This is a genomic window from Vibrio sp. SALL6 (genome assembly GCF_002002385.1).
In the GTDB taxonomy this organism is placed as follows: Bacteria; Pseudomonadota; Gammaproteobacteria; order Enterobacterales; family Vibrionaceae; genus Vibrio; species Vibrio parahaemolyticus.
The window spans coordinates 19087-43443 of record NZ_MQVK01000040.1 but is presented as its reverse complement, the minus strand read 5'-3'; the positions used below and the strand labels follow the sequence as shown (position 1 = coordinate 43443).

Here is a 24357-nt window from a genome sequence, read left to right as displayed (position 1 = left end):
ATTCGGCGCATAAAATCTGTCAGTTTGGCTTTGCTATTTGTGCAAAATAGGGGACTTACCGATGGATCTAGGATCAAAATATCAGCGCAAGCTCGCAGTTGGCTTGGTGTTGGCGTCACCACTTCTTGTTTCACCTTCTCTCTCTGCCGCTCAGTTGGAGCGATTAGAGCCAAATCATGGACGTGTGGTTTCTCTCGAAAAGCAAAACCTTGCCGCGACCCAAAATGTCGCCAAAGCGCTTGGATTAAAGCCGGGCAATAATGTTCAAAAGCTTAAAGCCAACCAAGACAAAAATGGTGATGTCCACGTTCGGTATCAACAAACCTACAAAGGAATTCCGATCTGGGGGAAACAGATCGTTTTACACCGGGATAAACAAGGGAAAATCAAACGCTTTGGTGGTACGTTAGTTCATGATATCGGGCAAGACATTTCTAACACGACTCCTCAGCTCAACCTTGAAAGAATAAGAAGCAAAGTACAAAAGCCGTATTTGGATGTTGGCTATCACATCGAAGATCAACAACAGGGATTGCGTATTTATATCGATGACAAAGACGTTGCGCATTTAGCCTATGAGATCCAGTTTTTTGCCGATTCTGAACAAGCGGTAAACCCCACTAGACCAACTTATCTCGTGGATGCTAAATCCGGTGAAGTGCTGTTGCAGTATGAAGGATTAGCTCATGCAGAAGCGGATGGCCCGGGAGGCAATCAAAAGATTGGTTTCTATGAGTATGGTAAGGAATACGACCCGCTACTTGTTCAGCAGTCGGGGAGCACTTGTATCATGGATACGCCTAATATCGTCCAAACCATCAACCTAGATGGCCGAACCTCAGGCAGTGTTCACACCTTTAATTGTCCAACGAATACGGTCAAAGAGATTAACGGCGCGTACAGTCCGTTAAACGATGCGCACTACTTTGGCAAAGTGGTATACGACATGTACAAAGATTGGTTGAATACTGCTCCCTTGACGTTTCAGCTGCAAATGCGAGTCCATTACCGCAAGCGATATGAAAATGCCTTCTGGAATGGATCGAGTATGACATTCGGCGACGGAGCGAGTTACTTCTATCCGTTAGTGAGTTTGGATGTCTCCGCGCATGAGGTCAGCCACGGGTTTACAGAGCAAAATTCTAACCTGATTTATTCAGGTCAATCTGGCGGTATTAATGAAGCGTTTTCGGATATGGCTGGCGAAGCAGCGGAGTTCTATTCCCGAGGTTCAAACGATTGGAAAGTCGGATTTGATATTCGTAAGTCTCCAACTGGCGCATTACGTTACATGGACAACCCTCCGTTAGACGGACGCTCGATTGACCACGCGTCTCAATATGTCAGTGGTATGGATGTTCATTACTCTAGTGGTGTGTTTAATAAGGCGTTTTATCTGTTAGCCGTCGATTATGATTGGGGCACCGAAAATACCTTCAAGGCATTTGCCCACGCGAACCAAAACTATTGGACACCAAGTGCGACGTTTGATTCAGCTGCCGCTGGCGTATTGGCGGCGGCGCAAGACTTAAGCTTACCTGCGAGTGATGTGACGGTGGCTTTTGCCCAAGTTGGCGTGTCGACGGATGGTGGTGTCGTTGAACCACCTTCAAGCGCTTGTGATGCTGTGTCGTTGAGTAATGGGACATCAAGCAATATCGAATCTGCTTCGACAGGGCAGTGGCACTGCTTCACTATTGATGTGCCAGCAAACGGTTCAGACTTAACCATCACGACCGCAGGTTCAAATGGGGATGCCGACCTCTACGTTAAGTTGGGCAGTGCGCCAAGTTTGTCAAACTACGATTGTCGCTCTATCAGCTCGAATAGTAACGAAGTGTGCAGTTTTGCTACGCCAAGTGAAGGGACGTGGCATATTGGGGTTTACGCGTATAGCGGTATCAGTAACGTGAGTGTAACCGCGAGTTATACAGAACAAGAAGCCCCACCACCTTCTGGCGGAGTGACAACACAATCCATCAACAATGGCAAAACGTGGACGGCGATTGTCACGGGCTCAGGATTGCTTGGTGGCGTGTGGAACAACAACCCTAGTGATTCATGTGGCAATGATAGCGAGTGTAGCAAATCGGGTATTGATAAAAAAACTGGTTCGGTAAGCTTCACGCTGAGTGATGGGCAAACTTTTGTCATTCTCAAACCATAGCGACAAAGCATATTTCCTAAGGCTCTGAAATTCTCAGAGCCTTATTTTTCTCTTACGAATTTTTGATTATACTCGAGGGCCACACAGAAGTGAGGACGACCTCACCGCTCTATCTTTTCTCGGGGACGACCCCAATCTCGTTGGGAAATATGACATGGCTTGGGGAATTCTCTTCATTGCGGGCTTGTGTGAAATCGCATGGGCTGTCGGTCTTAAATATTCACAAGGGTTTACCAAATTTGGCGCTTCGGCGTTCACCATCGTTTTTATGTTGTTGAGCTTTTGGCTGCTTGGTATCGCGCTAAGAACCTTACCTTTAGGCATCGCTTATGGCGTCTGGGTTGGCATTGGCGCAATAGGCACTGCAATCGTCAGTATTTACTTGTTCAATGAGCCAGCAACGCTAATTAAAGCACTGAGTTTATTGATGATTGTGGCAGGTATTGCAGGGTTAAAAATCTCTGCTTAACGCCGGGTTAAACATAAAAGAAAAGCCAGAGTCCGACTCTGGCTTTTTTGCATTTAAATATCATGCCCGATTGGGATGGGGAGTTAAGCGCTGCGCTTAATAAAAGGCAACCGTAAATGATGGCCGAACACATTGATCAATGCGCCCGCTACAATTAACGCGCCGCCAATGTATGTCCATAGTGATGGAAGCTCGCCAAAGAACACAATACCTAACAGTACCGAAAAGACAATCTGCACGTAAGAGTAGGCTGATGCTTTACCTGCTTGTTGAGTTTGCATCGCCTTAGTCAGCCCAAGTTGACCAATTTGAGTGAACACGCCGACCAATACCAACATACACGTCAGGTAAAGATCTGGCATGACAAAGTTATCCCCCATAAACAGGATGGACGTTGGTAGCGCCACAAGCGGGAAGTAGAAAATGATCACCGAGCTGTCTTCGGTTTGGCTGAGTTTTCTTACAATGACATAAGCGATAGAGCTACCAAAAGCACCTAAAATAGCAATCATCACACTGAACATTGGAAGTGTTTGTGCAGATTCTACGCCGGTTTCTGGCCGAACCATGACGTAGACGCCGAGCAAACATAGCGCAATACAAATGAAGGTTGTGGGCTGAATTCGCTCTTTCAAAAAAATGACAGCGAGCAGCGCCGTAAATACTGGATGAATGTATTGGAAGATGGTTGCCTCTGCCAAAGGTAACGTGGTCACCGAATAGTAAACACACATCAGCGCGAAGGTGCCCACAGCGCCACGCGCTAAAAGTAGTGTTTTGTTGTTGCCCCAAACAGAGATTCGTTTTCGTTTCACATCTAAATAACTGATCACTAAAGAAACGAGTGCTCTTGCTGCAACGATTTCAAAGACAGGGATACCATGAAGACTGACATGCTTTACCGTGGCCGACATTAGCGCGAACCCGAAAGCGGAGAGCACCATAAAGCGCACACCAATGGGAACCATAGTGTTGAGTGAATTAGACATTTTACTGCTCATTTGTTGCGACAGATCGCACTTTAGCATACTCAACAGACAAAATGATCGGCGGCATTCAAACATCTCTGCCGAGAGAAAGAATAAGCGGTAGACTGTGGGTTCTCAATCAACCTATCTTTCTTTCGCGCATGGAGCGCATCTAGGAAATATCTAGATATTTAAGGAGCATACATGATCCCAATACAAGCGACGCATGTCTCTGGCGTTGTCATCTCTCGAATTGATGGCGTAGATAAAATTCTGTTACTCAAACGCGTTAAAGGCGGGTATTGGTGCCATGTGGCTGGTGGTGTAGAGGCTGGTGAAACAGGATGGCAAACCATTCTGAGAGAGCTAAAAGAAGAGACGCAGATTGACGATGTTGAGTTACATAAGGCGGACTTTTTAGAACAGTTCTACGAAGCGAAGGAGAACCGAATCTTGGTCATCCCATGCTTTGTGTTATTTTGTCCGCCAAACCAACCTGTGGTGCTTAATGAAGAACACACGGAATATCGCTGGTGTTCGCTGGAAGAAGCAAAGCAGCTTACGCCGTTTGCCAATCAACATCATCTCTATGATCATGTTTGGCAATACTATGTTGATGTGGAGTCGCTGACACCGTATACATTGATCGAGCAAAACAGCTAGGAAAGGGCTACAAGGACGTGACTCATAAAATTTCTGTGCGAGCAGCACAAAAGCAGGATTCTGCAACCATCTTAAGATTTGTTAAAGAGTTAGCTCGTTACGAGCATTTAGAACATGAAGTTAAAGCCAGCGTCGAAGACGTTGATCGAGCGATTTTCGGCGAAGATTCGACGACACACGCAGTGATTTGTTATGTGAACGAAGAACCGATAGGATTCGCCGTCTACTTTTTTAACTACTCAACATGGCTTGGCAAGAACGGACTCTACTTGGAAGATCTATATGTTTCTTCTGAGTACCGAAATGTTGGTGCTGGGAAAGCGTTGTTAAAGCATTTGGCGAATATTGCCGTTGATCGTGGTTGTGGCCGTTTTGAATGGGCTGTATTGGATTGGAACCAACCCGCGATTGATTTCTATCAGTCAATCGGTGCAGAGCCTCAAGATGAATGGAAGATCTATCGACTGGCGGGAGATGCATTGCAGCGCTTTGCTAAAGGATGATGTGAATGGGAGATTCGATGTATCCACACGACTATCAAGGGAATGGCTCGCAAGTGCGCTTTTCCATCTCGGAAAGGGTCTCAATTGAGCCTCTAACCACCAAACATGCGACGGTTTTACTGGAAGTGGTGAACACGTATCGAAACAGCCTATCTGGCTATTTACCTTGGACGGACTTTGTGACCAACCGCAGAGAAGCAGTGAACTACATTTCTCAGCGCGTGAACAGCAAAGCGTTAGATGCCCACTGGTGCGCGATTTATTTTGATGAGCAGTTTACGGGCGTTATTGGTATCAAGGGTGTGGATTCGCACACACACGTCACTGAGATTGGCTATTGGTTGGCGAACAATGGGCGAGGACACCGAGTGATTGACCAAGTGCTTGCGGTTCTGATTCCTTTTTTAAAGCAGAAAGGGCATGCGCAGTTCATCCAATTCCACTGTATGGAAGATAACATTGCCAGTATCAATATTGCTGAGCGTGCTGGTGCCACATTAAAAGAATACGTTGATCACGAGTTCGAGACGCTTGACCGCTCTCAACGATTAGGCATTTATGAATTGCGTCTGACTTAGCTCCAAACCCACCGATATTTTAATCAGAGTTCGAACTCTAATTTCGCGAGCGCTACAATAGTAACATTGTTGCGCTCGTGTTAATTTGGAGCGTCATTGATCGAAACTAGGCTAGGAGAAGCATCATGAACGCAATCGCAGAGGTTGAAGTGGACAACTCGTTACAACAAAGCCTCGACCGCTTAAAAGCGGCGTATGCCGCCGAACCTTATCCTAGTTTGGATGAACGTAAGCAGCGCCTTATTATGCTAAAACAAGCGCTTATCGCGAACAAACAAACGTTGGTGGAAGCGCTGAGTGATGATTTTGGTTATCGTTCAGAATTTGATACCGCAATGACCGACGTTTTGCCGACGGTCTCGCACATCAATTACACCCTCAAACGGCTCAAAAAATGGTGCAAACCTAGTAAACGTGAATCAGGTCTGTTGCTTGCTCCGTCGAAAGTGACCGTTCAATATCAGCCACTTGGCGTTGTCGGGATCATTTCGCCGTGGAACTTTCCTGTCATTTTGAGCCTGGCGCCTTTAGTGACTGCTTTGGCCGCAGGCAATCGTGTGATGATGAAGCTCAGCGAATTTACGCCCAAAACCAATAAAGTCATCGTCAATATTTGTCACGAGCTGTCGGAATATGTCGAAGTATTTGAAGGTGAAGCGGACGTTGCACAAGCATTCAGTCAACTGCCATTCGATCATCTTTTGTTTACTGGCTCGACAAATGTTGGCCGCGCTGTGGCAAAAGCAGCGGCAGAAAATTTGACTCCAGTGACGTTAGAACTGGGTGGGAAATCTCCGGTGATCATCGCAGAAGATGCAGACATGAAGAAAACCGTTGATGCAATTTTGTTTGGTAAATGCATCAATGCGGGCCAGATTTGTGTGGCGCCTGATTACGCGTTTGTACCGCAAGAACGCGTCGAAGAGTTCATCACGCTGTTCTTAAAACGTTTTGAAAAACTCTATTTGAAATCCAACAAGAATCAAAAGCTGACCCATATTATCAACCAACGACAGTATGAGCGTTTGACTGCGCTGCTTGAGGATGCCAAAACCCAAGGCGCAAGCGTCCATACCGTTGAAGCGTCACCTCAAGAGGAACGGCTTTTGTACCCTCATTTGGTCACAAACGTGTCAACGGATATGCGAATCATGCAAGAGGAAATCTTTGGGCCACTTCTACCCATCAAGCCATACAAAAGCTTAGAAGAAGCGATTGACTACATTAATCAGCACCAGCGACCGCTTGCGCTGTATGTTATGTCGGACGACAAATCGACCATCAAACATATCGTGCGCAACACACACAGTGGCGGCGTCGGCATTAACGACACGATATTACACGTTGGCGCTGAAGATGCGCCTTTCGGTGGCATTGGGCAATCGGGCATTGGTCATTATCACGGAGTGGAAGGATTCAGAACCTTTAGCCATGCGAAAACCGTACTCCACACGCCGAAATGGCTGCCAAGAACGGGGGCTTTAATGCGTCGCAGAGCAATGGCGATAAAAGCGATTCAAAAGATTTTTGTTCGATAGTGATTGGATTGATAAAAAACCGCCCAAACGGGCGGTTTTTTGGTTTCTATGCGTTCTAAATTGCGGATTACCAAAGGCCGAGAAGCTTCCACCACGCACCGCCAATAAAAACAAAGATTGGAATGACGATGAGTGAGAAGATAAACCCGATTTTCCACCAGTTTTGCAGAGTGTGGAAACCAGCACCAAACAAGATTGGCGCAGGGCCAGACGAGTAATGCGTGGTCGACATATACAAGTTGCTGAAAATACCAAGAACAATCGCAGCAAGCATCGGAGGCGCGCCAGCAGAGATCGCAATAGCCAGGAACGCGGAGTACATCGCACTGATGTGTGCCATTGCACTCGCCATCAAATAGTGGCTGTAGTAGTAAACCAAAAGAAGCACGACGATGGTTGTCACCCAGCCGAAGCCGGACAGTGACTCGGCCATAGACTCGCTGAACCAGCTGATGAATCCGAGTTTGTTAAGTTGCGCAGCCATCATTACCAATACAGCGAACCAAGTTATGGTGTGCCATGCTTCTTTTTCGCCAAGAACGGCGTCCCATGTGATGGTGTGAGTGAGAAGCAAGAAAACTAACCCAAGTAAAGCCGTAACCGTTGCATGAATGCCTAATGTTGGGCCCAATACCCAAAGTGAAACCATACCGATAAAAGTGATACAAACCATCAGCTCGTCACGCGTCATTTTGCCCATTTCAGCCAGCTTTTGACGCGCAATTTCACGCATTTCTGGCGTCTTCTTTAGCTCTGGTGGAAACACCATGTACATCACGAGTGGGATGAGGAACAAACACAACAAACCAGGGACGATCGCCGCGGTTGCCCAGCCCGCCCATGTGATTTCAACGCCTTGTTCTTTTGCGAAGTTAGCGGCGAGTGGGTTACCTGCCATAGAGGTTAGGAACATCGCACAAGTAATCGCGTTACATTGGAAGATACATTGCACCAAAAATGCGCCGATTCGGTTCTCAGTACCTTTTTCTGGGTCGGAATCATAAGCACTCGCAACCGAGCGAAATAGCGGAGAAATAATACCGCCACAACGTGCTGTGGTACTTGGGGTTGCAGGTGCAAACAGCAAATCAGTCAACACTAAGCCGTAAGCAAGGCCTAATGAGTTGTGACCAAGTTTAGAGATAAACAAGTATCCGACGCGTCGACCAAAGCCGGTGGTAATAAAACCGCGAGAGATAAAGAACGCAGCTGCAATCATCCAAATCGTTGGGTGCGCGAAGCCAGTCAGTGCGGTTTTGATTGGCAGTACGCCAAGCAGTGTCGCGAGCGTCAAACCCATCAAGGCCATCGCGCCAAGAGGAAGTGGGGCGAGGATCAAGCTTAGTACGGTGGTGACGAAAATCGCCATCATTTGCCAAGCTTGATCGGTGAGTCCTTCCGGGGTTGGGATAAACCATAAGATGCAGCCTATCGCGACCAGTAGGAGCATTTTCATTTGGGAACTATTCATACATCCATCTCCAAGTTATTTTTCTTCATCATAGGGTTTGGAAATGGCAAAAAACTGAGAGAAATCAATTTCATCAACGACGTACTTGAGTGCTTTATCAATTTGCATGTCACGACAAAATCTGTTTGAAAAATAATTGAGAATAAACGCATTAAATTAATAAAAGTCATAAAAATCACCACTGAGATCCGCGTCAAAATTCATGGTGAGAGCCCCTAAGTCGAATAAGGAATTGCGGTAAGCTTAGGGCAAGTCATCTCTTGGAATCCTATCGTGCCGTTTGCTTCCTTTTCTTTTACTAAACAACTGGCCGTATTGCTTAGTGGTGTAATGCTATTGGGCATGTTGAGTTGGTGGAGTTACAGTGCTCATCAGTTGGACGACATCCTCACTCATCAAATCAGCCTGCGTGCTCAAGTTCAGTCGCAGCAGCTCTCGCAATTGTCCAGCCTTATTGCCGCTGTTGGGTCTGGTAGCGCAAGCAAAACGTCAGAAATCATCAATGCGGTTCAGGCGGTGAGTGATGCGGACTTTATCACTGTGAGTGATCGCGCAGGAATTCGGCTGGCACATCCTGTCGCTGAACGCGTTGGTCTGCCTGTATTGGGAGGTGACATTGAAAGAGCGCTGGAAAACGGCGAGTCCTATCTTTCTTATGGCGTGGGATCTTTAGGGCCATCGGTTCGTTACATATCTCCCATTTTTTCCAATGAAGGCGATGTGATTGGCATGATCAAAGTTGGTTATTTGATTGATACTTTGGATCTCTGGACAAGCGAACGGTTGTTGCCTTTGATATCGTTCGGAATCATTGCCGTCGGTATTTGTATTTGGTTGTCTTGGAAGTTTTCTCGCTATGTTCGAACTCAAATGCAAGAGTTAGAACCTTGGCAGCTTAAGCAGGCATTAAAAACGCATCAAGGCGTGCTGCAAGCGACGTATGAAGGATTGGTCGCGATAAACTCCGAGGGAAGTTTGTACCTTATTAATGATTCCGCTCGCGCTATGCTCAACTATCATCAAGAGCTTGGCAACGTATTTACCGACGGGATAGATAACCCTGAAAGTTTTTCGCTGAAAGGTGACGATTACATTAATGGATTGATTCGCGTGAATGGCAAAAACTTGGTGATGAACCGAGTTACGCTTCGTACGTCGACAGGTGAGCCTTATGGCGCAGTGTTTAGCTTGCGTGACCAAAATGAGATGCACGTACTCTCGGAGAAAATCAGTCAGGTGACGCAGTACATGGAGAACATGCGCGTTGCGCGTCACGAGTATCAAAATAAGCTTTCTACTATCTCGGGCCTCTTACAAATGGGGGCTTACGATAAAGCGCTTTCAGTTTGTTTGTCGCAAGCGAAAGCCAGTCAATCACAACTGGATTCGCTACATGCGCTGAATAGCAGACCGGCCTTGTCAGCCTTGATTTTGGCAAAGGCGAGCAAAGCCAACGAACTGGGTGTGGCGCTGAGCATTGACTGCCAAAGTGATTTGAGCGTGCTGTCTCGCCGTTTGTCAGAAGAACAATTGTGTGGGTTGATTGGCAATTTGGCTCAAAACGCTTTGGAAGCGGTGAAAGGACAAGAGAACGGTCACGTACACATCGGTATTTCAGAATCGGCTTGTGAGTACACTATTCAGGTTTCGAACAATGGCCCGCTGATCGAGAGTGAGTTTGATGTGTTGTGCGAATTGGGCTTTACCACTAAGCAAAACAAAGCCGATCATGGAGTAGGCATGTACCTTGTACGTTCCATCGTTGAGCAAGGCAATGGGCATATGGAGTTGGACAGTGACGAGCAAGAAACCGCGTTTACGATCTATTTCCCCAAGGAGTTAGGATGATAAAAGTAGTCATAGTGGAAGATGATCCCAACATTGCAGAGCTTCATCACCATTTCATTGAGCAAGTGGAACAATATCAAGTCGTCGGTATTGCCGGCAGTATTCACATTGCCCAGCAGCTAGTTACGCATACTAAGCCGGATTTGGTCATCGTCGACAACTACTTGCCAGACGGGCAAGGTGTCGAGCTGGTTTATCAATGGTTAGAGAGCGACCAGAAACCAGAATGCATTTTGGTCACGGCGGCCAATGACGCATCTACGGTTCAAAAAGCCCATCGTTTCGGTGCATTTGATTACCTCGTCAAGCCCGTTGATTACTCAAGACTAACCGAAAGCTTGCTTCGTTTCGCAAAGGTTAAAAACCATATGCGTAGCCAAGAGAGTTTTCGACAGTCGCAGCTTGATGATTTGTTCCATCTTGGAAAAGGCACGCCAACGGATTTGGCTGGTTTAGATCCTTTTATGTTCCGTCAAGTGGTGGATCTGTTTACGCATGTGCATGTCGAGCACACCGCATTGAGTGTGTCGGAAAGCTTAACCATCAGTAAGAGCACGGCGCGTCGTTATTTGGATAAAGCCGTTGAACAAGGTGAGTTGGTGGCCTTTTTAGAACACGGGAAAGTAGGGCGACCGACTCGGGTTTATCGCAATAAGTTAGTCTCAGAAAGCTAAGTGTTTGAGATAAAGAATAAAGAAAGGCTCTTGTTGAAAGAGCCTTTTTCACGAAATGTCGACATATTTTGGCAAGTTTAATGCAGAACTTCACTGCTGAATCTCAAGTATTTGCAGTCGTTCATCAAATCTTTAAATGCCTTTCTATCCAGCTTAATCAGAGTTTCATGATCGCCGGCTTCGAGATAGACATGTTCCAAATTTGCTAACCTTTCATCGCAAACTGTCGACATGTGGTAAGGGCTACCAATCGGCGGAATAGCGCCGTGTTCACAATCGGTAAAGAGTCGATAAACCATGCGCTCTTTCACCAAGTGGAAGGTGGCGTTAAATTCGTCGTTTAATCTCGACAAACTGATTTTGTTGTTGGCAGGTAAGACCGCCATTATATGACGCCCTTCATGATCCTCAAGAATCACACCTTTTGCGATATTCATTAAAGGCACACCTGCGGCAACACCACTTTGTAGCGAGCTATGACTGTGGCTGTGATTCACGGTTTGAAAGTGAATGTTATGCTCAGTCAAATATTCATCTAATCGGGTTGCAATTGTCATATAGCCTCCACGTGTATGAGCCCCATAAAGAGTATAGGAGAGGACGGTCGCAATCGCGCATTTTACTCCGCTTGCACTGACGCTCTTTGGCTCCTGTTCTACGCTTATTTGAAAGCCAGCGACAAAGCATGGTGAAAAACAATAACTAGGGGGCAACATGAGCAAGCCAATAATCGCCGATAACAAGCCGATCAAGGTCGAATTGAAGGCCGGGCAAGAATACTATTTTTGCCGTTGCGGGCGATCAAAAAAGCAACCTTATTGTGACGGCTCACATTCTGGAACTGGGATGAAGCCAATGAGCTTTACTGCGGAAAAAGATGAAGATGCTTATCTCTGCCAGTGCAAGCACACCGCCAATGCGCCTTTTTGCGACGGTACGCATAAACGATTTACCGCCGAGCAAGTGGGCAAAGAAGGCCCCGATCAAAAACGAGAGAAAAGTGAAAAGCTCGCCGCTGCTAATACTCAAGAGGAGCCAACTCTAGAGTTTATTCACCAACTTGCCAGAGAAGGGCTCTCTAAGCTCGGTCATCATGGGCCGATGGCTGCAATGGGCGTGCCTAGGCACTTGTTACCACATTGGGATGCAATACAAATCATGGTGGCGCAAATGGCGACACAACCGCTGTTGGAAGACGTTCCCGTGTCTACCGAGTTGATTGTGGGGCCAAACGCACGTAAGCCGCTCAAGCTCGCTATTCCTTTATTGGTGTCGGACATGAGTTTTGGTGCGCTTTCGGAAGAAGCGAAAATCGCGCTGGCAAAAGGTGCGGAGTTAGCCGGAACTGGGATTTGCTCCGGGGAAGGCGGCATGTTGCCAGAAGAGCAAGCTGCTAATTCGCGGTATTTTTATGAGCTAGCCAGTGCGAAGTTTGGCTACGACGAATCCAAGCTCTTAAAGGTTCAAGCCTTTCACTTTAAAGGTGGACAAGGTGCGAAAACAGGGACAGGAGGCCATCTTCCTGCCAACAAAAACATTGGTAAGATCTCTCAGGTGAGGGGCATTCCTGAAGGGCAACCTGCAATATCGCCACCAACCTTTACCGATCTTCATACTACTCACGATTTCAGAAAGTTTGCCGACAGAGTTCGCGGCATTACTGGCGGTATTCCGATTGGCTTTAAATTAAGTGCTAACCATATTGAGCAAGACATCCAGTTTGCGCTCGATGCGAGTGCCGATTACATCATTCTCGATGGCCGTGGTGGTGGCACGGGCGCGGCACCAACCATGTTCCGTGATCACATTAGTGTACCGACCATTCCTGCGTTAGCTCGTGCACGTAAATACTTAGATGAAAAAGGTGCAAGTGACCGTGTCACGTTAATCATCACTGGTGGACTTCGCGTTCCTATGGATTTTGTCAAAGCGTTAGCGCTCGGTGCAGACGGCGTGGCGATAGCGAATAGCGCGATGCAATCAATCGGTTGTGTCGCAGCTCGTATCTGCAACACCAATAACTGTCCGGCAGGCATTGCGACACAAAATGCCGATTTGAGGCAGCGTCTCGATATTGAAAAATCGTCTCAACAACTGAAAAACTTCTTCGAATCATCGGTTGAGCTCATGCAAGTGATGGCAAGGGCGTGCGGTCATCATTCACTCAGCCAATTCAATGTTCGGGATTTAGCGACGTGGGATCAAAACATGGCGAGATTGTCTGGCGTTAAGTATTCAGGGGTAAATCCAATCTGATCTGAATCCATATAAAACGCATATATGTACATGTTTGGTAACAGTAAAAGCTTGTAAACAGCGTGCAAATTTTGAAGAAAAAGACTTCTTTCTTGCGTCAAGTGGACTACGCTGTTTTGGTCAGGTATTCAATGTTTTTCGCATTGAGTAGAGAATGAGTAGCCAAGGAGGCTACAAAATAAAGGAGTACAATATGAGCAATACAAACGGCGGTTCAGTAGGTAAATGTCCAGTTATGCATGGTGGACAAACATCTACAGACAAGTCGGTGATGGATTGGTGGCCGAATGCCTTAAACTTAGACATCCTGCATCAGCACGACTCCAAAACGAATCCATTTGGTCCAGATTTTAATTACAAAGAAGAACTTAAAAAACTGGACGTCGACGCACTCAAGCAAGACTTAAAAGACCTAATGACAAACAGCCAAGATTGGTGGCCAGCAGACTGGGGACACTACGGCGGTTTGATGATTCGTATGGCATGGCACGCGGCTGGTAGCTATCGTATCGCAGACGGACGTGGTGGTGCCGCAACCGGTAACCAACGCTTTGCCCCTCTCAACTCTTGGCCAGATAACGCCAACCTAGACAAAGCACGCCGACTTCTTTGGCCGATCAAGAGAAAGTACGGCAACAAATTAAGCTGGGCCGACCTGATTATTCTCGCAGGTAACATGGCTTATGAATCGATGGGCTTTAAAACCTTTGGTTTTGGTTTTGGTCGCGAAGATATTTGGCATCCAGAAAAAGACACCTATTGGGGTTCTGAGCAAGAGTGGCTTGCGCCAAGTGGCGCGAAAAACAGCCGTTACTCCGGAGAGCGTGATTTAGAGAACCCACTTGCAGCAGTAATGATGGGCTTGATCTATGTGAACCCAGAAGGGGTGGATGGCAATCCAGATCCACTGAAAACGGCGCAAGACATGCGAGTGACATTTGCGCGCATGGCAATGAACGATGAGGAAACTGTTGCACTAACGGCTGGTGGTCATACCGTGGGTAAATGTCACGGTAACGGTGATGCTGCCAACCTTGGTCCAGATCCAGAAGGCGCTGACGTGCATGAACAAGGCCTTGGTTGGATGAACCACAAGACTCGTGGTATTGGTCGTGACACGGTAACAAGTGGTTTGGAAGGGGCTTGGACAACGCATCCGACTCAATGGGATAACGGTTATTTCTATTTGCTCTTCAAATACGATTGGGAACTGAAGAAGAGCCCAGCCGGTGCTTGGCAATGGGAGCCTATCGACATTGAAGAACAAGACAAACCTGTTGATGTAGAAGATGGCTCTAAGCGCTACAATCCAATCATGACCGATGCCGATATGGCACTCAAAATGGACCCTGAATATCGCAAGATTTCAGAGCGTTTCCAACAAGACCCTGCATACTTTGAAGATATGTTTGCTCGTGCGTGGTTCAAACTGACTCACCGTGATATGGGACCAAAATCGTGCTACCTAGGCCCAGATGTACCTAGCGAAGATCTGATTTGGCAAGACCCAACGCCAGCAGGTAAAACGGACTACAACGTCGATCTTGTGAAAGGCAAAATCGAAGCGAGCGGCTTGTCTATCGCTGATTTGGTCGCCACCGCTTGGGACAGTGCCCGTACTTATCGTGGCTCTGACCGACGTGGCGGCGCAAATGGCGCGAGAATTCGTTTGGCTCCGCAAAAAGATTGGCAAGGTAACGAGCCTGAGCGTCTAAGTCGTGTTCTTGCTGTACTAGAAAGCATCGCAGCAGAAGAGGGCTGTAGCGTTGCTGATGCTATCGTGCTTGCTGGTAACGTAGGTATTGAACTGGCTGCGCGAGCGGCGGGTCATGATGTATCTGTGCCTTTCGCACCAGGTAGAGGCGATGCTTCTCAAGATATGACGGATGTGGAATCGTTCGAAGTGCTTGAACCTGTGGCTGACGGTTTCCGAAATTGGTTGAAGAAAGACTATGTGGTGAAGCCGGAAGAGTTGTTGCTCGACCGAGCGCAGCTTATGGGTTTGACAGCACCAGAAATGACGGTACTGATTGGTGGTTTACGCGTTCTAGGCAGCAACTACGGTGGCAGCAAAGATGGCGTCTTTACTGACCGCGTGGGTACGTTATCGAACGATTTCTTCGTAAACCTCACCGATATGGCTTACACATGGAAGCCAACGGGTGAGAACCAATACGAAATTCGTGATCGTAAAACAGACCAAGTGAAATGGACGGCGACTCGAGTGGATCTTGTCTTTGGTTCAAACTCGATTCTACGTTCGTACGCGGAAGTGTATGCGCAAGATGATAATCAGGAAAAATTCATCCATGATTTCGTCGCTGCATGGGCGAAAGTCATGAACGCGGATCGTTTTGACTTGCAATAAGTGAAACGATGTTCATCGATAGATGCGTAGATAAAGTTGATGAATAAGTAAGAGAGGCGGGCGCAATGCTCGCCTTTTTCTTTACGTGGCTGTTTACTTTGTTTGAAAATTAAGCTCATTTGAACCATAATCACTAGACCATATGAACCAAAGGAGCTTGATATGGCAACTGCAGCATTAAAAAGCTTCAAACCGAAACAACCTCATAAAGCCAATTTCTGGTTTATGTTGGGTATTGAAGACGCCGAGACAGGTCACACTGATGCGGTTCACAAAGGTTTTGAGCCTAAGGTGTATCGCAATATTGTTGAGCGTGTGAAGCTATCTCAAAATGAGTTTCAAAACGTCACATTGATACCTGTCAGCACAATCAAGCGTCGTCTAAAAAACGATGAACGCTTCAATACGCAAGAAAGTGATGCGATTTATCGATTAGCGATGTTATTAAAACTCGCGACAGAGCTGTTTAACGACGAAGAACGCGCGCTTGAATGGATGAAAGAGAATGTTTACGGCTTAGGTGGAAAAAGGCCGCTAGACATGGTCTCGACCACGGTGGATTTTGAAATCGTGAAAGATTTGATCGGCCGTTTAGAGCACGGGGTATTCTCGTAATATGAAGCTCTATCGTCTCACACAAAAGAAATTTGCTGACACGCCATTTAGCCCCGTTGGCGCAAAGTTATTTGGAGGGCGATGGAACTCAAAAGGAACCGAAGCCCTCTACTTCTCTGAATCGGAATCCCTTTGCTCGTTGGAAGTGTTTGTTCACGTAAACAACGACCCTGCCATCACCAAGTTGTACGATTTATATCGTATTGAAATGCCAGAATACCTCATCGCCACCTTAGATGAAGAAGATCTCCCAGTGACGTGGCGAGCAATACCGGCGAGCGAGTCTACGCAATACATTGGTGACCAGTTTCTCAATGATCCTCATCCTGAGTTTGCCGCGCTGCAAGTGCCTTCAACGATTTCACCTCGTGATAAAAACTACGTGGTGAACCCAAATCATCCCAAAATGAAAGAGATCATCAAGAAAGCTGAAAAGCTTGATTTCGCGTTTGACCCGCGCATCTTCAAATAGAGGCGTTGGTTTTGTCTTGCTTGAAAATATTCAGCGCTTACCTCAGATAAGCGCTGAAGCATAAAAGCTTATTCCTTGGTTATTGTCGGTCGTAAGTGAACTGTTGAGTTTCATTCGTACTGCTGTGGTAATGCCCAAGCACCAACTCAGCACCTTTGTAAGATAAATGGCTGTCATCGGTATACATGGCGTTGTTCGCACCAACTTTCATTCGACATACACCATTTCTGCAAATGGCATCGGTCAAGTCGACAAACTCAACGTGCTCAAATCGATCAAAGTAGTTCACTAACTTCGCCACGTTTTGAGGGTGATGTCGTTTGGGAGAAAAATCGCATGCGGACTCTTCCGGCTCGCCAAACAAACGCGCTTTCCAAAGGCATTCTCCTACCGCAAACGGTGCGGAAGGGGTTGGGCCGAAAACGACCACTTCTTTCCCTTCCAGTTCATTTAACAAACCAGTCAATGATGCCTCGTAATCGGCTTGTGAAAGCTCTTTATTGAAGTTGGAAGAGATAACGACGCGACGAATAGAAGGGGTACGCAAAATGGTATCGACTGCCTGTTTGAAGAACTGTCGGCAAGAAATTGAGCCAGCAGCTTCGAGGATGTCGACATAACCGACCGCACAGGAATCTTGAGTAAGTTGCACCACGCCAGTTGGTGTGACTTCGGACAGACGCTTTACGTAAACCATGCTGTGACTATTACCTAACACAGCGATGGTAGGCTGCGGTGCAGACGAGCACACATCGTTAACGTCGGTGTTGCCGTTGCAATCTAAACCGTAACCGTTGTTAACGCGCATGGCCTCGAAAAATGCACTTCTTTCTGGAAAACCACCGTTTTGATGACCAATAACGCCGAACGTCAGCAAGGGCAGCGTCAACAACACAACAACCGCAGACACAGTGCGCATGCTCATGGCTTTTCGGCTGCGGAACGGCTTTTCCACAAAGCGCCAAGTGAAGTAAGACAGTACAAAAAGAGCGGCAATGTAAAGCGAGATATTGACGTCTTGAGTTGCGTCCAGCATGTAGCGGTAAAACACAAATAGCGGAATATGCCACAAGTACAAGCTGTAGCTGATTAAGCCGACGAACACGACCCATTTTAGGCTCAGCAATTTACCGCAGACATTGTCTTTAGAGGCAAACAAAATCACTAACGCGCTACCGATGACCGGCACCAACAAAGTGATACCCGCGCCATCTTGCGATTTTTCAAACAAAAGTGCAGAGGCCAATATCAAAACGATGCCAATGGTTGCCAGCGTATCGTTGGATTGAACTTGGGCTTTTCTCATTACCAATGCGAGTAATGAACCGGTTGCCAGCTCCCAAGCACGAGAGAAGATCATGTAGAAGGCGAAATCAGGATCGTTGCTCGCATAAACAATAGTCATCAAACTCAGCGCAAATACTGCGATGAAAAAAGTCAGGTAAAACGCGTTTTTGCCACGAGCGAGTAGCATGAGTAGCAAAGGAATGACAATGTAGTATTGTTCTTCAACGCCCAAGCTCCAGGTGTGAAATAGCGGATTGGCTTGATCTTCTAAACCGAAGTAATTGTGGCCTTTTAAATACAGAAGAATGTTGGATGAAGAAAGTATAGAAGACACTGCGAACTGACCAACGTCTTTGTGTGCTTGTGGCAAAAACAGCCACCAAGACATCAAATAGCTGACGGCAATCACCACCAGTAGCAGGGGAAGTATGCGGCGAATGCGTCGCTCATAAAAATCACCGAGGCTGAACTTCTGGTTTTCCAAATCGTTAATCACGATGGTGGTGATCAAATAGCCGCTGATAACAAAAAATACGTCGACGCCAATAAAGCCACCAGCGAATTGCTCAGCTCCTGCATGAAACAAAATCACCAACGTGACAGCAATCGCCCTTAATCCGTCCACTTCCGCTCTGTAAGTCATATTGTGTCCCTCCAACATTCCGTTTAACGAAGTAGAGCAAAATATGAACCAGAAATAATGTTGCTTTAAATCAGCACCTTAAATTGATTGTCAAAATGAAAAGGCTGGGGGAAATAACGAATTCCCAAATTGAATTTCAATATGGAAATCCCAGAAAGAGTGATGTTAAGAAGCGCTAAATCAAAGAACGTAAAGCGCGAGGCTCTTAGACTTCATTGAAAATGATAACGCTAAAGAAACAATGACAAAGAATACGATTCAGGAAAAAATTGCCAGCTTTACTTGTATCGAAGAAGCGTTGGATTACTTCGAAATCGAGTTTGATAGCCGATTTATCGAAAACAATCGAACCGAGTTGGTTAAGAGATTTAACGGCTACTTAATCCTCACTAAACCGGATGATTGGTTTTCAGGCCGCCGCGCACTCAAAAACGCCTACTGTAAAGTACAACGCAGTTTACTAAGTAAAACGACGCGCTCTGCGTGCCGAGGTTGTACATCTTGTCAAAGACGTTAACTCTGGTGGCTTAGCCTAAAAAAGAACCCTGCATCTTGGCGTTACAGGGGGAAGAGCAAGGTTCTTTTGGGTTAGCTATTGGTTTGTCGCGAGTTGCGAATCGGCTTTACGTAGATGAGTTAACCCGCGTGATAAGCAGGGTAGTCCACTAAGCCTTTTTCACCGCCGCCGAACAATGTGGCAGGGTCATGTTCTGCCAGTGGATAGCCATGCTTGATGCGGCTTGGTAAGTCTGGGTTTGCAACAAACGGACGACCAAAACCGATCATGTCGGCTAAACCACTCTCAATCGCGTGTTGCGCCTTTTCTGCGTTGTAACGACCGGCATAGATCAGTGTGCCTTTATACGCCTCACGAACTGCGGTTTTAAAGTCCTGCGGAGTGTCTGGCGCGTCGTCCCAATCCACTTCTGCAATGTGAATGTAAACCACATTGAGTTTATCAAGCAGCGCAGCAGCAGCGGTGTAGGTGTCGACTGGTGTGCTATCAACGGTGCCGTTTAACGAAGTGAATGGTGCAAGGCGAACACCAACACGCTCTGCGCCAATGGCTTGCGTCATCGCTTCGACCACTTCACCAAGAAAACGCAGACGGTTTTCAATTGAGCCGCCGTATTCATCGGTGCGGTTGTTCGCTTCAGAATCGATAAACTGGTTAACCAAGTAGCCATTTGCTGCATGAAGTTCGACACCATCAAACCCAGCTTTTATCGCGTTTAATGCGGCTTGGCGGTATTCTTCAATAACATTCTTGATGTCTTGTTTGGTCATTTCACGCGGCTCAACCACGTCGACAAAGCCAGGTTCGTCTGTGCCATTGTCGATAAATACTTTCACGTTTTCTGCTTTAAGCGCAGAAGAAGAAATAGGTTGCTCGCCGCCGATGTTGTCAGGATGAGTCACACGACCAACGTGCCATAATTGCGCGAAGATAACGCCGCCTTTCTCGTGCACTGCATCAGTTACTTTTTTCCAGCCAGCAATTTGCTCTGGGCTATAAATACCCGGTGTCCACGCGTAGCCTTGACCCATTGGTGAAATTTGTGTGCCTTCAGCAACAATTAATCCCGCTTCGGCGCGTTGAGCGTAGTAGGTGGCCATCATGTCGTTGGCAACATTACCCGGTTGAGAGGCTCGAGAGCGCGTCATCGGAGGCATAACGATGCGGTTTTTTAATGAAAGAGAGCCAAGTTGAATCGGTTGAAATAATGCATCTGTCATAGGAAACCTTGTTATTGTTTAGTTTGAATCAGTTCGATTGGGTAGCCGTCGGGATCTTTAATGAAGGCGATGTGCGTTTCTCCTCCTTTAATTGGACCGGGTTCGCGAGTGACGTTACCACCAAGCGCTTTGATTTTTTCGCAAGCTGCGTAAATGTCTTCACACCCAAGCGCTATGTGTCCGAATGCGTTACCTAAGTCGTAACTGCCGGTATCCCAGTTATAAGTTAGCTCGATGGTCGCGCCATCTGGTTGATCAGGGCTACCAACAAACACCAGTGAGTAACGGTATTCTTGGTTTTCAAAACGATCCAAAACGCTCATTCCCAGAACTTTTGTATAAAATTCGATAGATTTGTCTAGGTCAACAACACGGATCATCGTGTGGAGAAACTTCATAAGTCGCCTTTCATAACGTTGCGTAATCACGATGCAAACCTTATCGCCACTCTAAACAAACTGGAAATTATCGTTAATTATGAAAATGATTATTTAACGTTATGGATAATGAGGTTGTTGGCCCTACAACGTGCAAACAAAGATTACTCGCCGTTTCTTTTTGATAATTGGCATATGCTAATTACTCTTTTTACAAGCTGAGTACTTAACATGTCCGCAAACAGTCACTTTCATTCCACTCACGAATCTCATTATCAATGTGCGGTTTGTTCTTCAATCGATGTGAATCCGAACTCTTTGGCTGTGAACTACCAGTGCCTAGCCGATGGTTCTGTTGTCGGAGAGTTTCACGTTTTACCGCGTCATCAGGGTTACACCGACCTGTTGCATGGTGGCATTGCGAGTTCGCTGCTCGATGGTGCAATGACGCACTGTTTGTTGTTTAGAGACATTCAAGCCCTTACCGCGCAGTTGGATGTGCGCTACCATGCACCTATTGAGCTAGATGATCACGTCACGATTACTGCACACTGTGAAGGTGAACGCCGCGGTATATATCAACTGGTGGCTCAATTACTGGTCAATAATGAAGTTAGAGTGACGGCAAAAGGGAAGTTTATTCGTCCTAAAGAGGCGTAAATAAAAACTCGTTCTACGGAGAGATAATGAAGAAATTTGATGAGCTGTACGCAATTGCGACGAGAAAATCTCAATATGACCAAACCAACACTTGGTTTAAAGGCGTAGAGACTTATCTGGAGGCCATTGGCAAAGAAGTCGATGAAGTCCGAGAAGAGATTCGTGAGGACCGCCTTTGTCATTTGGAAGACGAGTTAGGCGATGTGTTGTGGAACTATCTTAACGTATTAAAAGCGTTGGAAAGAGAAAAGGGCATAGATCCTGAGAAAGTACTCGAAAGAGCCTGCACTAAATACGAGCAGCGTGTATCTGCGATTGAATCGGGACGCAGTTGGGATGAGGTTAAACAGCAGCAGAAACAAGCCTTGAACGCGGAACATGAAGCCGCGCAGTTAGAGACCATGAAGAGCCAATAACTGCGCGTGATATTATTTAAGATGCGGCGGAATGGAGAAGCCTGATCAATCCTTCGTGCTATTGACCAACAGCAGGTCACAAGGCGGTTGATCAAGTAACGTGTCTACAGTGCTGCCAGACCAAAATTGGGATGACATGCTTCGTTTACACGCGCCCATAATCAGAATTGCCGCTTGTGATTGCTTAACTGCTTTTGGTAACGCTGTTTCAGGGTTTCCTTCTGGCAGCAGTAGTGGTACTCGTGTTAACTTTTGCGCAGTAATAAAGTCCGTAATGCCTGCTTTTTGGTTGCTCAAAATCTCTGCACGATAGCGAGACAGATAAGGCGCAACGTAGCGGCAGTAAACCAATGTCATTTTTCCGCTCAAGGTTTTTTCTAGCTTTGAGCCTCGCGATACGATGGCTTTATCTACCACCGACTTTGCATCTCCGCGATGAAGCGGATCTATCGCGCAAAGCATGTTGGCGTGAGAAGGCCATGAACGCTCACTTAATAGCAATAAATCACAATCGTTTTTTGCTAGCTCGGTGAGTAATGTTTGAATGTCATGCTTGTTAAAATGCCCCACGAGCAGTAAATCTGTGTGGTCGACAAGCCGTTTCGCGACTTGAGCAATCCAATGACTCCCTTTGAAATGCTCATAAGAGAGGGTTGGCGTTTCAACTTCCTCTTCTTCACAAAGCTCGATAACGAAGTCTTTAAATTTTGATGTCCAAGCTTCAAACTCAGCTTGTCTCTTTTCTATATGGTCAGAGTTGAAACTAAGGAAATGCGCGAACGCGTGATCTTCACTCCGGCGGTGGTCTTCCACCAATACCACGATGGGTTGAGCCAGCGCTGTCGCAAACTGAATCACTTTACGAAGCACCTTACGACTTGGTAAGGCTGCTTGCTGAGTCAGAAAAAATACTGGTGCCATTGATTACTCCATTATCAAACGAGGCAAATGCGCCTAATGCACACTAAAAGTTTATACCATCCCCTTATGCAAAGACGTTCTGTTTCTGCGAGCAAAATATAAATTCCGCAATTGTGCGCGCCATTGCCTAGAATTTTAACATCAGGATCTCATGCCTTTAGGTAATAGACATCGTGTTGACACTAACGTGATGCCCAAGGAAATCGGTGACAATGATGATAGATTCCAGCCAATTACAAATTAATCGCAAAGTGCCTCATTTGCTTGCCGAGATCATTAAAGCGATAGAGTCGACCGAAGACCTCGGTTTTTTGAAAGACTATCAGGAAGCGCAAATCGCGAACATTTTGGAGTCGGTCAACATTGCTTATCGTAAACGCGTGATAGAAGCGGTGCCGCCAGAGAAGTACTGGACGGTATTAAATTTGCTGCGATATGACACCGCCAAGCACATTCATCAATCACTCAACAAAGAGCTGCAACATGAACGCTTAGCGTACATCACGGATTCGGAACTGATCATCTTTGCAGACTTTCTACCGACCGAGTTTGTGGATGAGTACCTTATCGACCAAAGTGAAGAGTCGGTCGCGCACATTCAACAAGCGCTGTCGTATGAAGATAACAAAGTGGGGAGATATGCCGAGCCGCATTTTTTAGTCGCAAATCCTAAAAACAGCGTAGGAGGCATCAAAACCGAGTTGTTAAAACGTGGACAAAGCCCGGTGCGATTGATCATTGTGCGCGATGTCGGAGGCGTTATTGGGACGATAGAACCTCAAATCCTGTTGCTGCATGAGAATCATACAAAACTCACAGACTTGACCGTAGTCACGCCAATTCTTGAAGATATCCAAACGATTCAAAGCGTCAGTAAACAGGTCTCGATTGATGGTGGAGCGCATTGGTTTCCTATCATGGCTGGTGGCAAAATTATGGGCGTTTTGTCGATGGCGACCATCGCGATTACCTTGCGTGAACTCAGCCTACAAGCTGTAGTGGCAGAAAACGTACGAAGTGAAGAAGATTTGTTCACACCATTAACTGTGGCGACAAGGCTAAGAGCACTTTGGTTGGTGATTAACTTGCTGACCGCTTTTGTTGCCTCTGCCATCATTGGTATTTTTGATAATGTGGTCGAGCAAGTCGTTGCGCTTGCTATCTTAATGCCTGTTGTGGCGAGTATGGGCGGTATCGCAGGTAGCCAAACCTTAGCGGTGGCCATTCGGGGTATCGCATTGAACCACTTGCACCAAAGTAACTTGAAGCTATTGGTGAATAAGGAATTAAAAATCGCTACCATTAATGGCTTGATCATGGGATTAGTCATCGCGGGGGTCGTCTACATGGTGTTTGACTCTTGGCCATTGGCGCTTATTATCTGTTGCGCAATTTTCCTCAATAGTTTGGCGGCCGCGGCATCGGGTACGTTGATACCATTCACGTTGAAGAAGTTTAACATTGACCCCGCCGTGGCTGGCTCGGTAGTATTGACAACCGTTACCGATGTCGTCGGTTTCTTTGCGTTCTTAGGCTTAGGTGCCATCTTCTTGATATAGAAAGCCAATTGACGCGTTAACCTGATGATCCAATCTCTCCATTTTCCAACCCAATTTTTTGGGTAAGTTTGTTTCGCTCAAAATTCCTCCGTTTTTCATAAACGCTGAACACGCCATTTAAGCTTTCATTTCATCAATATTTTTCACTGCTCATTTCTATCCTAAAA

The 24357-nt window shown here is 46.5% G+C and carries 23 protein-coding genes; 16 read left to right on the top strand and 7 right to left on the bottom strand.

Annotated elements, in window-relative coordinates; all coding sequences use genetic code 11:
* Positions 1–61 precede the first annotated feature (61 nt).
* Together BIW15_RS21950 and BIW15_RS21945 are read left to right on the top strand one after the other, a co-directional pair.
* Positions 62–2167, top strand: a complete 2106-nt coding sequence (locus BIW15_RS21950) for a M4 family metallopeptidase (RefSeq protein ID WP_077281613.1) — start codon at positions 62–64, stop codon at positions 2165–2167.
* Between the two features lie 154 nt (positions 2168–2321).
* The gene (locus tag BIW15_RS21945) at positions 2322–2636 is read left to right on the top strand and encodes a multidrug efflux SMR transporter (protein WP_005498670.1); all 315 of its coding nucleotides are present in this window, start codon (positions 2322–2324) and stop codon (positions 2634–2636) included.
* Positions 2637–2719: 83 nt separating this feature from the next.
* On the opposite strand, the gene BIW15_RS21940 is transcribed toward BIW15_RS21945, so the two are convergent.
* Positions 2720–3625, bottom strand: a complete 906-nt coding sequence (locus BIW15_RS21940; RefSeq protein WP_029805084.1) for a DMT family transporter — start codon at positions 3623–3625, stop codon at positions 2720–2722.
* Positions 3626–3808: 183 nt separating this feature from the next.
* On the opposite strand from BIW15_RS21940, the gene BIW15_RS21935 reads away from it, so the two are divergent.
* The 4 genes from BIW15_RS21935 to BIW15_RS21920 all read left to right on the top strand — a co-directional run bounded on the left by BIW15_RS21935 (position 3809) and on the right by BIW15_RS21920 (position 6886).
* Positions 3809–4267, top strand: coding sequence for an NUDIX pyrophosphatase (locus tag BIW15_RS21935; protein WP_015313152.1), 459 nt, complete (start codon positions 3809–3811; stop codon positions 4265–4267).
* Positions 4268–4284: 17 nt separating this feature from the next.
* Positions 4285–4770, top strand: coding sequence for a GNAT family N-acetyltransferase (locus tag BIW15_RS21930; protein WP_005454093.1), 486 nt, complete (start codon positions 4285–4287; stop codon positions 4768–4770).
* Between the two features lie 5 nt (positions 4771–4775).
* On the top strand, positions 4776–5348 hold the full coding sequence (locus tag BIW15_RS21925; protein WP_015313154.1) for a GNAT family N-acetyltransferase: 573 nt from the start codon (positions 4776–4778) through the stop codon (positions 5346–5348).
* A 125-nt stretch (positions 5349–5473) separates the two neighbouring features.
* Positions 5474–6886, top strand: coding sequence for a coniferyl aldehyde dehydrogenase (locus BIW15_RS21920; protein WP_077281612.1), 1413 nt, complete (start codon positions 5474–5476; stop codon positions 6884–6886).
* A gap of 67 nt (positions 6887–6953) precedes the next feature.
* Here BIW15_RS21920 and BIW15_RS21915 read toward each other — a convergent pair whose 3' ends face one another.
* Positions 6954–8357: an anion permease gene (locus BIW15_RS21915; protein WP_077281611.1), complete on the bottom strand. Its 1404-nt coding sequence runs from the start codon at positions 8355–8357 to the stop codon at positions 6954–6956.
* Between the two features lie 273 nt (positions 8358–8630).
* Here BIW15_RS21915 and BIW15_RS21910 point away from each other — a divergent pair, with 273 nt between their 5' ends.
* On the top strand, positions 8631–10205 hold the full coding sequence (locus BIW15_RS21910; RefSeq protein WP_077281610.1) for a sensor histidine kinase: 1575 nt from the start codon (positions 8631–8633) through the stop codon (positions 10203–10205).
* Entirely contained in the window at positions 10202–10879 is a 678-nt protein-coding gene (locus tag BIW15_RS21905; protein ID WP_005395226.1) for a response regulator, read from the top strand. The genes BIW15_RS21910 and BIW15_RS21905 overlap by 4 nt, the downstream gene beginning before the upstream one ends.
* A 77-nt stretch (positions 10880–10956) precedes the next feature.
* On the opposite strand, the gene BIW15_RS21900 is transcribed toward BIW15_RS21905, so the two are convergent.
* A complete protein-coding gene (locus BIW15_RS21900; protein WP_020842041.1) occupies positions 10957–11436 on the bottom strand; it encodes an aminoacyl-tRNA deacylase in 480 nt (159 codons plus the stop codon).
* Positions 11437–11593: 157 nt separating this feature from the next.
* Between BIW15_RS21900 and BIW15_RS21895 the strand changes: the two genes are divergently transcribed.
* The 4 genes from BIW15_RS21895 to BIW15_RS21875 all read left to right on the top strand — a co-directional run bounded on the left by BIW15_RS21895 (position 11594) and on the right by BIW15_RS21875 (position 16590).
* Complete coding sequence (locus tag BIW15_RS21895; RefSeq protein WP_025498840.1) at positions 11594–13135, top strand: glutamate synthase-related protein; 1542 nt, start codon at positions 11594–11596, stop codon at positions 13133–13135.
* Between the two features lie 193 nt (positions 13136–13328).
* Positions 13329–15503: a catalase/peroxidase HPI gene (gene katG / locus BIW15_RS21885; protein ID WP_024701306.1), complete on the top strand. Its 2175-nt coding sequence runs from the start codon at positions 13329–13331 to the stop codon at positions 15501–15503.
* A gap of 162 nt (positions 15504–15665) precedes the next feature.
* A complete protein-coding gene (locus BIW15_RS21880) occupies positions 15666–16118 on the top strand; it encodes an antitoxin Xre/MbcA/ParS toxin-binding domain-containing protein (protein ID WP_077281608.1) in 453 nt (150 codons plus the stop codon).
* Position 16119: 1 nt separating this feature from the next.
* Positions 16120–16590 (top strand): RES family NAD+ phosphorylase, encoded by a 471-nt coding sequence (locus BIW15_RS21875; protein WP_005376497.1) that lies wholly within the window; start codon positions 16120–16122, stop codon positions 16588–16590.
* A 79-nt stretch (positions 16591–16669) separates the two neighbouring features.
* On the opposite strand, the gene BIW15_RS21870 is transcribed toward BIW15_RS21875, so the two are convergent.
* Complete coding sequence (locus tag BIW15_RS21870) at positions 16670–18520, bottom strand: acyltransferase family protein (protein ID WP_077281607.1); 1851 nt, start codon at positions 18518–18520, stop codon at positions 16670–16672.
* A gap of 241 nt (positions 18521–18761) precedes the next feature.
* Between BIW15_RS21870 and BIW15_RS21865 the strand changes: the two genes are divergently transcribed.
* The gene (locus tag BIW15_RS21865) at positions 18762–19037 is read left to right on the top strand and encodes a nitrogenase-stabilizing/protective protein NifW (protein ID WP_021448454.1); all 276 of its coding nucleotides are present in this window, start codon (positions 18762–18764) and stop codon (positions 19035–19037) included.
* 119 nt (positions 19038–19156) lie between these two features.
* On the opposite strand, the gene BIW15_RS21860 is transcribed toward BIW15_RS21865, so the two are convergent.
* Positions 19157–20257 carry an alkene reductase gene (locus BIW15_RS21860; RefSeq protein WP_077281606.1) on the bottom strand — a complete coding sequence of 367 codons (1101 nt, stop codon included), beginning with the start codon at positions 20255–20257 and terminating at the stop codon, positions 19157–19159.
* Positions 20258–20268: 11 nt separating this feature from the next.
* A complete protein-coding gene (gene gloA, locus BIW15_RS21855) occupies positions 20269–20655 on the bottom strand; it encodes a lactoylglutathione lyase (RefSeq protein WP_077281605.1) in 387 nt (128 codons plus the stop codon).
* A 210-nt stretch (positions 20656–20865) separates the two neighbouring features.
* Between gloA and BIW15_RS21845 the strand changes: the two genes are divergently transcribed.
* Both BIW15_RS21845 and BIW15_RS21840 read left to right on the top strand, forming a co-directional pair.
* On the top strand, positions 20866–21294 hold the full coding sequence (locus BIW15_RS21845; RefSeq protein WP_029799265.1) for a PaaI family thioesterase: 429 nt from the start codon (positions 20866–20868) through the stop codon (positions 21292–21294).
* 26 nt (positions 21295–21320) lie between these two features.
* Positions 21321–21710, top strand: coding sequence for a MazG nucleotide pyrophosphohydrolase domain-containing protein (locus BIW15_RS21840; RefSeq protein WP_005395204.1), 390 nt, complete (start codon positions 21321–21323; stop codon positions 21708–21710).
* A gap of 45 nt (positions 21711–21755) precedes the next feature.
* Here the strand turns inward: BIW15_RS21840 and BIW15_RS21835 are convergent, their stop codons facing one another.
* Positions 21756–22631, bottom strand: coding sequence for a universal stress protein (locus BIW15_RS21835; RefSeq protein WP_005395202.1), 876 nt, complete (start codon positions 22629–22631; stop codon positions 21756–21758).
* 212 nt (positions 22632–22843) lie between these two features.
* Between BIW15_RS21835 and BIW15_RS21830 the strand changes: the two genes are divergently transcribed.
* Complete coding sequence (locus tag BIW15_RS21830) at positions 22844–24190, top strand: magnesium transporter (RefSeq protein ID WP_024701301.1); 1347 nt, start codon at positions 22844–22846, stop codon at positions 24188–24190.
* Positions 24191–24357 lie beyond the last annotated feature (167 nt).